Consider the following 14936-nt stretch of genomic DNA (forward strand, 5'->3'; position numbering starts at 1 on the left):
AATTTTGTCTTTAACTACGTTCAGTAGTCACTTCAGTCGGTGACTTTTTTTTATTCATATAAAAGTACAAAAGTGTAAAAGCGATAATGAGTATTGCGGGAAATACCGCTAGATTTGCAAGTACACTCTGACCTGCAGCAAGATCAGGGTCAATGCCTGCAATAACGGAAGCATTAGCTTTCTCACGTGCACTGTCTATCCAGTGGCCAATAACAGGATTCCATAAACTTAAGGCAAACATCCCTGCAGCACCTATCATCGACATACCCAAAGCACCACTTTCTGGTATGTTTTCGGCAACAAACCCAACCATGGTTGGCCAAAAGTACATGACGCCTATGGCAAATAAAATAGCGGCAATATAGACTGAAGACCCCGTAGCAATACTCATTGCATATATTCCACATGTGGCGACAATCGCAGAAAAAAGAAGTACGCCGACAGGGTTAAGACGATGTATAACGGGGCCAGCAAAATAGCGACCAACGGCCATTAATCCAGTAATTAATGCCATGATTAGCATTGGCGATGCACCAGACGCGCCCAAAATTCTTTCGATCCATTGTTGTGTGCCTAATTCCGCGGTAGTTGTTAGCGTCATACAAATCGCCATAAAAATGAATAATGGAGAAAATAATGCTTTTACATTGTCACGGGTGGATCCTTTGATGCGTTCAATCTCAGGGAAGTGTTGTTTTAAGGTCATCACGCCATATAAAATTGTTGGAATTAACATGACCGATATTTGTAATTGCCAGCCTAAACCTGCATCGGTCATTGCTTTTGAAATTAGCGCACCAACGACAATTCCACCAGGGAACCAAACATGAAATTTATTCAACATTGTCGTTTTGTTTTTAGGGTAAGTTTCTGCGATGAGTGGGTTACACCCTGCTTCTACTGCTCCATTAGCAAAACCAATAAAGAAAGTAGAAATGAGTAAGCCCCAAAAACCTTCAGCAGATATCGTTAATAGTAGTCCGACTAAGTGACATATGAAGGCAATCAATAATAGCCTTTTCGCACCAAGGGTATTGTATAATGCGCCTCCTATCATCATAGCGACAGGAAAACCAAGAAATGCCATGGCGTTTACCCAGCCGAGCTGTCCGTCGTTAAGCGCAAACTCAGTGCCAAGCTGACTTAAAATACCGGCTCGAATTGCAAAGGTCATTGAAGTAACGAGTAAAGCCAAACAACAGATGATAAATATCCGTGATGAATCTTTTTCGGTGATTGTTTTACTAACGGTCATTGTTTTGATCCTTACAAAATTCATCGGGTAAAAGACCTAAAAGGCTTTTATTAACTTTAGTGTCTGTGGTTACTGCTGCAAAATCATCAAAGGCTTTTTCGGTGGGATTAATAATATGTTCAGCTATAAATACTGCCCCTTCTTTGGCACCATCTTCAGGATGTTTGATACAACACTCCCATTCAAGCACTGCCCAACCACTAAAACCATATTGAGTCAGCTTGCTAAAAATAGCTTTAAAGTTAATTTGGCCATCACCTAATGATCGAAAACGCCCCGGTCTGTCTTGCCACGATTGATAACCGCCATAAACACCACTGCGACCTGAAGGATTAAACTCAGCATCTTTGACATGAAAAGCTTTTATGCGCTCATGATATATATCGATAAAAGCAAGGTAATCTAATTGTTGTAAAACAAAGTGACTCGGGTCATATAATATATTAGCCCTTGGGTGATGGTTGACCGCTTCAAGAAAACGTTCGAAGCTTGCGCCATCGTGTAAATCTTCTCCCGGATGTAATTCATAACAGACATCTACACCCGCTTCATCAAATGCCTCAAGAATAGGCAACCAACGATGAGCTAATTCTTCAAAACCTAACTCAACTAAACCGGGAGGTCTTTGTGGCCATGGATAAAAAGTATGCCACAGCAATGCACCTGAAAAAGTAGCATGAGCTTTTAAACCGAGTCTTTCACTCGCTTTAGCCGCACACTTTAGTTGTTCTATCGCCCATTCAGTTCTCGCTAAAGGATTGTTTCGTAACGCTTTAGGAGCAAAGCCATCGAACATTTTATCATAAGCCGGATGAACGGCGACAAGTTGACCTTGAAGGTGTGTTGAAAGCTCAGTGATCACTAAGCCGGCTGCAGCAACTATCGCCGTTATTTCATCACAATAGCTTTGGCTTATTGCCGCTTTGGATAAGTCGATAAGTTTAGGGTCTGTGGGTAATTGAATTCCTTTATATCCTAAACTCGCAGCCCATTGACATAATGACAGCAAGTCATTAAATGGAGCTTCATCGCCAATAAATTGTGCTAGAAAAATCGCAGGGCCTTTAATTTTTTGCATTGCATTTACCATGAAATTCTCCTTATAACTTTTTGAGTTTGTTTGAAATAGTGATGTTTTGTGGTACTACTAAAAATGGGTGCCATTTCAAGTCAGATTGGCTCGCAGCCACAACATTTTCTATAAATGCCATACCTCTTATGGCAGACTCTATGCCTGGTACATCATTCATTGCTGTCTCATTAATGCTGACTAGGTCGTTAGTATTTGTATTATCACTACTAGGAAATAACCTACTGCGTATTTGATATGAGAACTGCGTATAAATATTAGCGAAAGCTTCTAGATAACCTTCTGGGTGACCTGCTGGCGTTCTCAAGTTTGCTTGTGTAATAGTATCCATTTCTCCGACGCCGGCACGGATCAACTGACTCGGTTTATCTGTAAACTTCATCCAAACACTGTTGGGTTCAAGTTGTGACCATTCAATACTGGCGGTTTCACCGTATATACGTAATTTAAGGCTGTTCTCTTCACCCACTGAAATTTGGCTCGCCAATAAAACACCTTGTGCACCTGAATTAAAACGCAGTAATACAGTGCCGTCATCATCAAGTACTCGTCCGGTAACACTACTCGATAAATCAGCACAAACTTCTGTGATCGCAAGGCCTGTCACGTATTCTGCAAGGTTTGCGGCGTGCACGCCAATGTCGCCCATGCAGCAACTAATACCTGATTTAGTAGGATCTAAGCGCCATGTAGCTTGTTTACTGCCTTCATCTTTTTTATGTGCTAACCACCCTTGTGGATATTCAACAACAACCTTTTTAATTTTTCCTAGTTGCCCATGTTCAATTCGCGCTTTCGCTTCTTTTATCATCGGGTAACCCGTGTAGGTATGTGTTAATCCGTACAACAAACCCGTTTGTTCAATAATTTTTTTCAACGCCAACGTTTGGGCTAAGTCAACTGTTGCCGGTTTATCAGACATCACATGAAAACCGTATTCAAGCGCCATTTTAGCCACAGGGAAATGAAGATGATTCGGGGTAACTATAGACACCATGTCCATACGTTTATCAACACTAAGCTTTGCTTCTTTCTCAAACATTTCTTGGTAAGAGCGGTAGCATCTATCTTCGTCTAAATATAGCGACTTACCCGATGAAATAGCATTAGTTGGATTAGAACTAAACGCGCCACAGACGAGCTCAATCTGATTATCTAACTGTGCGGCTATGCGATGAATAGCACCAATAAAAGCGCCTTTTCCGCCGCCAACCATACCCATTCTAATTTTACGCATGATAATTAACTCTTTTTAAATAGACGTTATAGCAATGCAATTTCATTATTTTACTCATCCCTAAAACATAAGGGCCTGCTGTAACTGTTGATTTACTATAATTACATTTCCCAATATTGTGTTAAGAATAAATCGGTTTTTTATGCAACAAAATCGGCGTTTTTTTATGGTGGTTATTATTTGTTGGAAAAGAGATAAGACAATCAATTACTTTCTTTCGATGGGGTATATTCAGAATTTTAGTGTTTATGCAAAAGTTGATCAGACCCCAATAAAAGGTTTACGCGTCCATCAGATCCACAAATTAAAAGTATCTATTTTCTCTTCGTCGGTACTTTGGGATGTTTTTTGGGGGAACCGGTTTTTATATTATCTTTGAAAAGCTAAAAGGCTGAGAAAAAATCATGTAAAATCGCTCAGGTCTGCAGAGAAAACGGGCTAATATAGCTATATTAGCCCGTGATTATATGAATAAACGAGCGTCTATTCATACATAACTTTATTTATTTTTGCCCTATTTTAGTTAGAAACTCCCTGTTCGTTGGTAAGGCATTGAACAATTGCTCAGTCGTATTACGCGTTTCATTTCGTAGACGTTTTATTAACGAAACTTCTTTCTGATCTAATGTCTGCGTCATTGTATTAAAGCCCATACCATACAAGACATATTGTTTACTGGCCGACGAAAAAAGTTCAAACCGTTGATTACTTTCATAAAGCCCTGGCGCTTGTGAACGCCATAATTGCAATGATTCCTGTAAACTTTCGGGAATTGACTCTACTTGTTGATGTGCTTGCCAATATGCACTATCTGTTCGTTTCGAAAGTAGGTAATGTAACTTAAGAAAATCGATGATTTCTTGCCATCTTTGCAAGGTTAAATGATTAAACCTTTTCGCCAAAACTTGCATGGCACTACCATCTCGTGGAAGTTGCTGACTGATCCACTCTGCTGATTTTTCAATTAATACCAAAGCAGTAGCTTCTAAAGGTTCGACAAAACCAGCTGAAACACCAATAGCTACACAGTTATTATGCCAGAATTTTTCTCTATGACCTGGCGTAAACTTAATTTTTCGAGGTGTGATATTTTGTGAATTAAGCAAGGGATCGTTTTTCACATAGCTTTGTAACGCCTCTTCGGCTTTTTCTGAAGTTGTAAAATCGCTCGAAAAAACATGCCCTATTCCTCGCCTATTTTGTAGCGAAATATCCCAAATCCAACCACTGTTTTGAGCGGTTGCAACGGTACATGAATCGATAGGCGTTTGATTATCAACATACTCTACTTGAACCGCTAATGCCGTGTCATTAAACAAAATATGTTGCTGTGACTTAAAAGGGATTTGGTAATGTTTGCCAATTAAAATAGCAGCAAAGCCACTGCAGTCGATGAACAAATCACCCAATATTTGTTCACCACTCGTTAATATAAGTGAAGCTATATCGTCATTTTCTGCTGGAACAACCTGCTCAACATGCCCTTGTATATAGTTAACACCTAGATTATCAATACAATGTTGGTGAAGCATTTTAACAAACTTACCCGCATTAAGGTGATAACCATAATTCAAACTAAAAGCATATTCAGGCATTTGTGGAAGTTTAGGCGCAAGGTTTTTGTCACAAATAGCCCCTTGTGCACAAACCCAACGTTCAAAATCTATATCTTTAGATGACGCTGACCAATGATCCGCCATGCTAACGCCGCCGTAACCTGAAGGTGCCGTAAAAGGATGATAATAATGCTCACTTTTCCCCTGAGACCAACCAACAAATTTAGACGCTTGTTTAAAACTCGCGTCACAACAAGAGAGAAACTCCCGCTCGGAAATACCAATTTGACGAAGAGTATCTCTCATGGTTGGCCAAGTGCCTTCACCAACGCCTAAATTTTTAACATCTGGCGATTCCACAAGGGTAACCTTGGTATTTTGCATTGGTGAATCTTTTATATAATGACGAGCAGCAATAATACCTGCCGTTAACCAACCTGCTGTACCACCACCAACAATCACAATTTTCGTTTTCATTTTATCTTCTAATATCCATTGAATTCAGTTATTAATCATTTATGCACCGCTAAGTAACATCTACTTTTGCTCAATTAGTTACTTTTAGCGGGACAGTATTTTTTAATAAAATCTGAATGTTGTGGTAATTGTGCAACCGCGTTTGCAACCCTATTTCGTAGTGCTGTCATTTGCTCTTTTAAGCCTTCAGTAGGCAGAACACAGCTGCCTTTATGATGCTGCTCAGGCATAATGCCTTGCCCCATCATTACTTGCACCCAAGAATCCACCCTAAATAAGCCAACATCATCAAGCCATGCATAACCATTTTCTTTAAAGAGTGCCATTCGATGCGCCAACGATTCAGGAATTTCCATGGTTCGATAATGCTCCCAAAACGGGCTGTCGTCACGAGCGGTTAAATGATAATGAAGGATGATAAAATCACGAATGGTTTCAGCTTCTAATTTGACCTCACGATTATATTGTTCCGCGAGTAACGCTGTATTTCCGCCAAAGGGGAACATTTTCATGAGTCGGAGTAAGGCGGTCGTAACAAGGTGAATACTGGTTGACTCTAAGGGTTCTAAAAAGCCGCTCGATAAACCAACAGCAACACAGTTTTTATGCCAAGCTTTTTCGCGTCGCCCCGTAGTAAAACGCAATTGTCTGGGTTCGGTAATAGGTTCTCCGGTTAGATTTCCCATCAATGTACTGCGGGCTTCGTCATCAGATAAAAACTTGCTGCTATAAACAATACCGTTACCGACACGATTTTGCAGGGGAATTCGCCATTGCCAGCCAGCGGAGTGAGCCATAGCTTGAGTATAAGGTCTTGGCTCTTCTACTGCTTTTGTTTGCACGGCAATCGCACTATCTGCCGCTAAATAATGACTCCAATCTTGATAACCAACGTCAAGACTTTCTCCAATGAGTAGCGCTTTGAACCCTGTGCAATCAATGAAAAAATCCCCCGTGATCTCTTTTCCATCACCTAAAGTTAATGAGGTAATATTGCCTGTTTCATCTTTTATTACTTGTTCTATAAAACCTTCTTCGCGCTTAACACCTGCCGTTTCACTTTTGCTCCGTAAGAAGGTAGCATATGCGGTAGCATTGAAATGATAAGCATAATTAACAGTTTTTTTGCCTACTTGTTTGGCAAACTTATTCGCTTTGGCTGCTTTTAGTTCAAGACAATAATCTTCGAGGCTTCCACCAAAACCTTGTGCTTTAGCTTCCATCCAAAACTCATGAAATTCTGCCATCCAAGAGCGCTGACCAATTTCACCGAAAGAGTGAAAGTAACTGTCTTTTTTCTTGCCCCAATCTTCAAACTGAATACCTAATTTGAACGTTGCTTGTGTCGCCGACATAAATTCTTGCTCATCGATACCGATCAAGTGATGATAAGCTTGTATAGTTGGGATTGTCGCTTCACCTACACCGATAGTGCCAATTTGATCAGATTCTACTAGGGTAATATCTAATACATTGCCAAGGCGAGATACTAAGCTATATGCGCTAAGCCAACCAGAGGTTCCACCACCTGCGATAACTACTTTAGTTTTTGAATCGGTCATTATATTTTGTCTCTTAGCTTAAGCATCAGCGCTAATGTAATTTTAGTTTTGTGTAAATATTATGTTTTTTTTATATTAACGGTTGAGGTTGTTTCTCAACATTGCACCCAGTTGTCTCGCTTGATTTTCGTCAATTTTGGCTAATGCGCCATAACTTTCGGGTGGTAAATGTGCGCGTACATTTTCGCTATCACCAAAAATGTAGTAATCGAATAATGCTTTCCATGCTTTTTTATCTTTTGTAGGGCGATCTCTAACGCTCATCATGGCATGCATTAATGCGTCCATTGGGCTGCCTAAATAAGGTTCTGCTTCCATCCACCAATAATTCACCATGACATTAAAACGATCAAAAGCTTCTACTTCATGCCACCACATACTGGGGTAATATAGACCATCACCCGGTTCAAGATCTGCAACATAGGCATTATCAAGCGCCTCTTTTAAGCGGGGAAAGCGGCTAAAATCTGGGTTACGGAGATCAGCTAACGTAACGACTTGACCTCCTGGGGTGGGACTTAACGGTCCCGGGTATAGATTATTGACTTGATCAGGTGGGAATAAAGTGAAACGCCTTTTACCCGCGACACAACAGGCAATATTTTTTGGTTGATCAAAATGTGCGGCGGCAACAGACTCTGTGCCTAACCAGATTTTTGAAACCGGCTGATTATTTTTAAATTCGGCATGATCAAAGTCTAATTTATTCGTTTGATTAAGGTCTGGGAACCCTTCATCGAATCTGAGTGAATTAATGTAGAAATAATCATGTTCTTCTTGATTCAGTTGGCTTCGTATAGCATCAAAAACGTCGGTAATGGTGCTTCGGTTACTAGAGAAGTTAAAGCCAGTACAGCTTTTATTGTAACCAAAACGGGCTTTATTTTCAGCGGGAGCTTTATAAACAAGTAATGGACGTTTGTTGTAATGCTGCTCAAGTTGAGCCATTACTGTATTAACGGATTGTTCAGCAGATGCTTGTCCAGCTTTCACTAACGGCCAGTCTTTAACTAACCCTTTTAAAATAATAGGCTGGTTATACGAAAAGAGTTCATCATATGGGATCGTTTGAGGTGTGATCCCTTCGAGAACCTTTACAACAATTTTAGTATCAGTTTTACGTTGATTGGTAATTGTCATCATGCACGTCCTTCGTTAGTTAGAAGATACAGTTTCAACAAAGGATTAATACATTGCAGATTTTGCATTCTTTAGCGCTATCAATGTTTGGAAATTCCCCATCGACGACAATACAAAATACAACAAACTGAGTACGCCATATTGGTTCAACTCAGCGAGATTAGCGCCATCGAGTTTTGCGAGTTTATCTTGGTTAACCGTATAATAATCAGTGAAATTCACTTCTTCTATATTACTGAGTTTAATGTTAATAGATACCGGTTCTAACAAGTCCATTGACTTAACTAGCGTATAAAGTGTTTTATCAAATTGCATTCCACTATCAATAGTTTGCAGTGCTTTTTTTACATAGTTTAGATAAGGTGCTTCGCCGCCAAATTGAAGAAAAACATTCTCACCCTGCTCGGTATTTACCCGAGTATCTTCCATATCAATGCAAATAACAGGATCTTGTTGCCCGTTATTTTCTTTAATCGCTTTTTTATAACCTAAACTAAATGGGCCTCTTGCGAGTAATGCGGGTACAAATCGAGTTGTCCAACCACTTTCACCCACAAACAAGTTTTCATCTCTTTCCAAACCCAATATCGCGTGTAACTGTGTGAGTCCTGTTTCAGAATCCCTGTGAAAAACCAAGGGAAATTCTTTATGTAATTCGCCTATTTCAGTAGCGTATATCAACGAACGATTTACATTTAAGTTAGATTCAGGTCGTGTATCAACCTTAATATCTTTATGATCGACATTATTTAAGACTATTGCATTGCTCATCGCATACTTCGCTTTATTATAAAGTTGCGTCATATCCCCATAAATTACCAGGAACAATGACCTTAAAAAAAGAATGAAACATTAATATCATGTTTCACTCTTAGGTAATACCAATCCTCATAAATAATTTTCTATCGTACAATATGAGGAATGGTATCAAATAAATATCTTCAGCTAATTGATTAAACTGAAAAATTTATTCAAAGTCTAAAATTTGTAATTAGCACTTAACACAAAACGTCTATCTGCTTCTTGAACAAAGAAAATATTGTTTTTACTACGACCATACTTACGCAGACCTTCTTCAGTTAAGTTAATCACATCTAAACTTAACGTTAAGTCTTCAAGTGGGCTATAACTCACGTTAATATCAATTTGCTCAGCTTCAGCAAGGTATACCGGGTTACGTGGACCTTTACCACGGTTAGTCGTACTTAAAAACTCATCTCGCCAGTTATAGGCAATACGTGCTGAAAAGCCGTCCATCTCGTAAATTAATACGGCGTTAGCTGTATCACTTAAACCTTCCAATGCAAATTGATCAACATTGATAGAACCACCATTATCATAACCAATATCACCATTTACAGTCGTGTAGTTTAATTGATAACCAAAGCCAGTTTCACCAAAGAAATGCTGCCATGCAAATTCAAAACCGTCGATCACCGCACTTTTATCGTTCACAGGACCTGTTACTTGGAATTGTAATTCTGGATCACCAGCTTGTGCAAATACATCATAAGCGGCAAAAACTTCACCCTCAAAGTTTGGATTTGCAACAGGGTCTTGAAAATCTGCAGCGCCATTTGGAAAGTCTGCAGGATTTTGCAAAACAGCCGACATGGTAAACAGGTTAACTTCGTTAACATCATAACCACCTGCGTTCAATGCCGCTATCGCGTCACCGGAAGTTGTTCCAGCGGCACCTGAAGTCGCATCGAGTAAACCAAATAATGTTTTTTGACTTTGCGCGATACCCACAAAGTTTTCAACGTCTTTTCTATAGTAACCGACAGAAATTAGGCTTGAATCGCTGTAATACCACTCTAAAGATAAATCAATGTTTGTTGATTCAAGTGGATCTAATTGTGCATTACCTGATTTGCCTGTTGCTACACCACCCAATGCTGTTATGCGTGGTTGAGGTGATATTGACGTAGATTGAAACAGTTGATCATAAGAAGGTCGAGCCAATGTTTTACTAAATGAAGCACGTGCCTTAATGTCATCATTTACATTAAGCGTAAAATCGATACTCGGTAAAAAGTTAGAGTAGTCATTATCGTCTCGGATAGTTTCTACTGTTGTACCTAATACCGGTAGAAAATCGTTATCCGCTTCCCAAATTATTTGTGTCGGTAAAAATTGATTCGACGATGAAGTAACATCTGTTTGCTCATAACGTAAACCTGCAACAATGTTTAATGTCATGTCAGCAACGTCATAATCCATATTCGCTTGAACATATACCGATAAAATGTCTTCTTCAACCGTATTATCATCATCGGTATTAATAGAGCGACCCGCTAAAGATACACCGTAAGCAGGACCAACTGCATTTAGAAGTGCTACTGGGTCACCACTAAATGAAACACTACCGAGTGGTATTGTTGTACCACCAGGTGAAAGTGCATCGGCACCGTCAACACCAGAAATATCATGGTCTTCAAATGCACAAGCGGTACAGCTTTGATCAAATAAACCCTCTGGGATATCACCCGGAGCTGTTACGCCCCAATCACCTAAAGCGTCAGTTGACGCTTGGCGGGTTTGTTTCATTTCTGTTGAAATATAGCCAACACCAAAATCAACAGTAACCTCGTCACCAGACCATTGACCTTCAAAACGGAATTGGTCAACATTTGAAACTTGATTAGACATATCGGTTTGTGTAACTTGAGAGCCAATATCAGCTTTATCAAAAATCCCATTACCGTTGCCACCTTTTAACGAATCTTCAACTAATATACTCGCTGCAGGAATTGGCTGAGTAAAGTCAACTGTTTGAAAACCAGCGGTTGCACCTGCCATATTAAAGCGCACAGAGTTTAGCCCTAAAGGACCAGCACCACCACTTGTTGCTTCTGAGGATGCGACATCGAAATTTAAGGTTAAGTCATCATTTACTTCATAAGCCGCATTAAAGCCAAAAGATTTTAATTCATCTTTTGTCGCTAATGCTAAATTTTGAAAGAAAAAATCTTTACCGATAACTTGGTTATTTGCGCCACCCGTTTCAGAAAATTTAACAGGCGTAGACACTACTGGGTTACCATCAAATTCAACAGAGCTGAATTGACGTGCAAACCAAATACCATCGATAAGTGATGTAGATTCTTTTTCATTTTTTGCATATGTTGCATCAAACGTAAATCTAAGTTCGTCGATGGGTTGATATTGCAATGTTAGCATCGCATTAGTACGTTCACGATTATCTTGGTTAGTTCCTAAGCCAATATTACTAGGTATCGCTAGAATTTGACCAATAGTGGGTTCATTTACCACGGTAGCGCCAGGAATGGTTAAAGAGTTTAAATCTTCTGCACCATTATATGTACGTAATTCGTACACTTCAGTACTCATGTGTCGACTACCCGAGTCACGTTCTTGGAATGAGCCAAATAATGAAACACCAAAAGTTGAGTCATCATTTACCCAAGTTGTTACACCACTTATTTCAGGCGTGATACCATCGCCACTTTCATCTTTAACGCCTTTAACGCCAATAGAAGCTGAATTTTCGCTTTGCTCAAGTGGTTTAACAGTATTAATGTTGATTGTTGCACCAATGCCACCAGAAGAACCTGCAGCACGTCCTGTTTTATAGACTTCAATTCCACTTACGCCTTCAGAGGCAAGATTTGAAAAATCAAATGAGCGACTCGTACCTGCTGCGCCTTTATCTTGTGGGTTACCCGTAATTGTACCTACGTTTGCTGCTGGCATTTGACGGCCATTTAAGGTCACTAAATTAAAGTTACCACCAAAGCCACGTACGGTAACTTCTGAACCTTCACCGTTAACTCGGTTAATTGATACACCCGTAATACGTTGCAAAGATTCTGCAAGATTGGTATCAGGAAATTGCCCCATATCCACAGCAGAAATAGCATCAACGACACCCGTTGATTGACGCTTAACATTCATTGATTGAGATAAACTGCCTCGCATACCAGTGACTTGAATAACTTCAACTTTTTCTTCTTCTTTCTTAGTTTCTTCTGCTAACACTGGCACCATTACTGAAGTACCAAGCATTACACTGATGGTTTTGGCGAGTAATGATTTATTAAAGGTTTTATAATTTTTGTTCATCATGTTTATGTTGCCTATTATAGTTTTTATTATGAAGGTATAGTGCATACGAAACTGCTGTTAAATTCGTCTAGATCTAAACCTTTCTGTTTTCTTGTGATACTTTGTTTCTTATTCCCCCTGGTTTTCTTTCCCCCCCAGAAATCCTTCTCCTATTTATACAGACGAATGAAATTTATTTTTCCGCTAGTCAATTCAAAATTTAGAATTGACTTCCAATCAAATAAATATGGTTACGCTTAAAAACAGCACACTTTGCACGATAAACTTTATTGTATAAAGATTCATACAAGGTGATTATTTGCTATAAAGATTTTTTTTAAGAACGTGTTAAGAGTAAATCAGTTTTTTATACAACAAAATCGGCGTTGTAATTTTTTCACTCTGTCCATACACTATAATTATGTAGGTATGAAATATAAATAAGATGACGATGTCGAGAGCTTGTGTAGATAATTTTATTAACAAATTTAGTGTTAAACAAATCATTGAAATGTTTGATCTAATGCCTGATGTTCTTTTTTGGGTAAAAGATGAACAAAATTGTTTTGTTTATGCAAATAAATTCTTCTTGGAGCATATTGGCGTCACGTCACTTGTTCAAATAATCGGGTTAAGAGATTTTGACTTTTCTCCAGCACACATGGCTAAACAGTATAATGTTGACGATCAAAAAGTGATGAATGGCGAAGTTGTTAATAACCGTTTAGAAATGAATCATACAAAATCAGGCGACATTGCTTGGTTCACTACTTCTAAAAGACCTTTATTTAATGAGGAAGGCAAACCCATTGGTTCTTATGGAATTACACGACATTTAGAAAAAACGTCATCTGCATTGGCTGGAATGGATGCCTTAAAGACACCTGTTGCTTATGTGCGAAAAAACTATATGCAACATATCTGTTTGGAAGAACTCGCTGATATAACACATTTATCTATTAGCGCATTAGAACGTCGTTTCAAAAAATTTCTAGGTAAAACACCTAAACAATTCATTAATGAAGTACGCTTAGAAAATGCGCGACGCTTACTCATAGAAACCAATATTGCTATTGCCACTATTGCTAATAATACGGGCTTTGGCGATCACAGTTATTTTAGTCGTCAGTTTCAAAAGTTATTCGAACAAAGCCCTTCAGCATTTCGCCAAGAGCATTGTTCGAATGAAACGGTAAGTATCAACACAATAGGGACTGCTGAATTAACGTCGAACGACAACCCCCAAAGGTATAAACATACTGATATTTAATGTTCTTTTAAAACAGTTAAAAAGGAAAGCCTTGTACATTAAGTTTAGTGGTATAAATACCGGCTTTTAAACAAGGCTTATCACCACATTGACGGCGCTCATTCTCGTCCATTGGTGCGGTTAGCCCTGTCACGAAGAGTGTTTTTCGGTCATCCCCACCAAAAGCAATATTAGTAACAATATGAATACCGGGTACTTTTAACATACCCACTTCCTTTTGTTTTTTGTCTAATATAACGACCACTTGCCCATCTTTTCTTTCTGGAATTTTTCGCGTGGTAGTCACATAAATATTGCCGCTACAGTCTTTACCTAATCCGTCTATTGGGGTATCTAGCAATTTTTTAGGATTAGCAACCTCGCCCAAATGTAAATCAAACACCCATAAACCTTGCAAGCCACCAACGATTAATTTTTGCTGATCAAGGGTTAATATAATTCCATTAGGTTTATCACTCAAAGCTGGTACCAAAGTAGTGACATTAGTTGCTTTAACGCTAGCATTTTCAATACTATTTGTTGTCACTCGATAAATTCTTTGCCCAGGAGCAGTTGAGCCTTCTTTACCACCCCCTTGGACACTTTCCAAATTAATATTTGAGGGTGTATTCCAATTTGGATCCGTGAAATATACGGTATCGTCGTATCCAATAGTTAAATCATTAGGAGAATTAAAGCGTTTATTTTGGTATGTACTTACCATGGGAGTAATTTTTTTGCTATGCCAATCAATAGACGAAAGTGAGCCATCAAGCTGACGAGTGACGATTAAATTACCTTTACTGTCTAATGCTAAGCCATTGGTACCCGCCTCACTATCTTTCATCCAAACTTGTGGCTTACTTCCCGGCACCCAACGCCAAATGGTTGTTTGATTGCTTAATATAAAGTCATTTTCATCGGGTTGATGTGAACCCATATTGGAATAATACAATGCCCCTTTATACCAAACAGGACCTTCTATATTGTTATAACCTTGATACATCAATGGAATGTTCTGTTCACGAACTAGCTTTATACTGGCTAAGTCCAGCTGAACATTCTCAGAACCTGCAGAGCAATAGCGTGCGTTAGCGTCAGAAACAGAGTTGATAACAGCGTTTGATATGCTGTTATTTGTTGCTTGAACAACTACCTCAATTCCATTGTCATCAGCACAAGAAACAACTAATAAACTAATAAATAAAGCGCTAACGAGTTTGATTTTTTTGGGTTTAGTTCGTTTAAAACTCATAAGAATACCTTGGTTAAATTACTTAGTTTTATTTACTTTTTTTTAAA

The 14936-nt window shown here is 38.9% G+C and carries 10 protein-coding genes; 1 reads left to right on the forward strand and 9 read right to left on the reverse strand.

Going from position 1 to position 14936, the window contains the following annotated elements:
• Positions 1–10: 10 nt before the first annotated feature.
• The 8 genes from H4J73_RS05965 to H4J73_RS06000 form a co-directional block, all read right to left on the reverse strand.
• Positions 11–1255: a sugar MFS transporter gene (locus H4J73_RS05965; protein ID WP_220460654.1), complete on the reverse strand. Its 1245-nt coding sequence runs from the start codon at positions 1253–1255 to the stop codon at positions 11–13.
• Positions 1245–2333: a sugar phosphate isomerase/epimerase gene (locus H4J73_RS05970; protein ID WP_182181440.1), complete on the reverse strand. Its 1089-nt coding sequence runs from the start codon at positions 2331–2333 to the stop codon at positions 1245–1247. Before H4J73_RS05970 ends, H4J73_RS05965 begins: the two co-directional genes overlap by 11 nt.
• Before the next feature lie 22 nt (positions 2334–2355).
• Positions 2356–3582: a Gfo/Idh/MocA family protein gene (locus H4J73_RS05975; protein ID WP_259366734.1), complete on the reverse strand. Its 1227-nt coding sequence runs from the start codon at positions 3580–3582 to the stop codon at positions 2356–2358.
• 503 nt (positions 3583–4085) lie between these two features.
• Positions 4086–5615: a tryptophan halogenase family protein gene (locus tag H4J73_RS05980; RefSeq protein ID WP_182181314.1), complete on the reverse strand. Its 1530-nt coding sequence runs from the start codon at positions 5613–5615 to the stop codon at positions 4086–4088.
• 74 nt (positions 5616–5689) lie between these two features.
• Positions 5690–7177 carry a tryptophan halogenase family protein gene (locus H4J73_RS05985; protein WP_182181315.1) on the reverse strand — a complete coding sequence of 496 codons (1488 nt, stop codon included), beginning with the start codon at positions 7175–7177 and terminating at the stop codon, positions 5690–5692.
• Positions 7178–7252: 75 nt separating this feature from the next.
• Entirely contained in the window at positions 7253–8320 is a 1068-nt protein-coding gene (locus H4J73_RS05990) for a cupin-like domain-containing protein (protein ID WP_259366733.1), read from the reverse strand.
• Between the two features lie 42 nt (positions 8321–8362).
• A complete protein-coding gene (locus H4J73_RS05995) occupies positions 8363–9088 on the reverse strand; it encodes a SapC family protein (protein ID WP_182181443.1) in 726 nt (241 codons plus the stop codon).
• A gap of 207 nt (positions 9089–9295) precedes the next feature.
• On the reverse strand, positions 9296–12406 hold the full coding sequence (locus tag H4J73_RS06000) for a TonB-dependent receptor (RefSeq protein ID WP_259366731.1): 3111 nt from the start codon (positions 12404–12406) through the stop codon (positions 9296–9298).
• A 430-nt stretch (positions 12407–12836) separates the two neighbouring features.
• Here H4J73_RS06000 and H4J73_RS06005 point away from each other — a divergent pair, with 430 nt between their 5' ends.
• Entirely contained in the window at positions 12837–13655 is an 819-nt protein-coding gene (locus tag H4J73_RS06005) for an AraC family transcriptional regulator (RefSeq protein ID WP_182223773.1), read from the forward strand.
• Positions 13656–13671: 16 nt separating this feature from the next.
• Here the strand turns inward: H4J73_RS06005 and H4J73_RS06010 are convergent, their stop codons facing one another.
• Entirely contained in the window at positions 13672–14889 is a 1218-nt protein-coding gene (locus tag H4J73_RS06010; protein ID WP_182181317.1) for an SMP-30/gluconolactonase/LRE family protein, read from the reverse strand.
• Between the last annotated feature and the right edge of the window lie 47 nt (positions 14890–14936).

It is taken from the genome of Colwellia sp. MB3u-41 (assembly GCF_014076845.1).
Lineage (GTDB): Bacteria > Pseudomonadota > Gammaproteobacteria > Enterobacterales > Alteromonadaceae > Colwellia_A.

What these genes read in the sequence shown, in the direction of transcription:
- H4J73_RS05965 (WP_220460654.1), bottom strand. Translation starts at nt 1,255, where the DNA reads ATGACCGTTAGTAAAACAATCACCGAAAAAGATTCATCACGGATATTT.
- H4J73_RS05970 (WP_182181440.1), bottom strand. Translation starts at nt 2,333, where the DNA reads ATGCAAAAAATTAAAGGCCCTGCGATTTTTCTAGCACAATTTATTGGC.
- H4J73_RS05975 (WP_259366734.1), bottom strand. Translation starts at nt 3,582, where the DNA reads ATGCGTAAAATTAGAATGGGTATGGTTGGCGGCGGAAAAGGCGCTTTT.
- H4J73_RS05980 (WP_182181314.1), bottom strand. Translation starts at nt 5,615, where the DNA reads ATGAAAACGAAAATTGTGATTGTTGGTGGTGGTACAGCAGGTTGGTTA.
- H4J73_RS05985 (WP_182181315.1), bottom strand. Translation starts at nt 7,177, where the DNA reads ATGACCGATTCAAAAACTAAAGTAGTTATCGCAGGTGGTGGAACCTCT.
- H4J73_RS05990 (WP_259366733.1), bottom strand. Translation starts at nt 8,320, where the DNA reads ATGATGACAATTACCAATCAACGTAAAACTGATACTAAAATTGTTGTA.
- H4J73_RS05995 (WP_182181443.1), bottom strand. Translation starts at nt 9,088, where the DNA reads ATGAGCAATGCAATAGTCTTAAATAATGTCGATCATAAAGATATTAAG.
- H4J73_RS06000 (WP_259366731.1), bottom strand. Translation starts at nt 12,406, where the DNA reads ATGATGAACAAAAATTATAAAACCTTTAATAAATCATTACTCGCCAAA.
- H4J73_RS06005 (WP_182223773.1), top strand. Translation starts at nt 12,837, where the DNA reads ATGTCGAGAGCTTGTGTAGATAATTTTATTAACAAATTTAGTGTTAAA.
- H4J73_RS06010 (WP_182181317.1), bottom strand. Translation starts at nt 14,889, where the DNA reads ATGAGTTTTAAACGAACTAAACCCAAAAAAATCAAACTCGTTAGCGCT.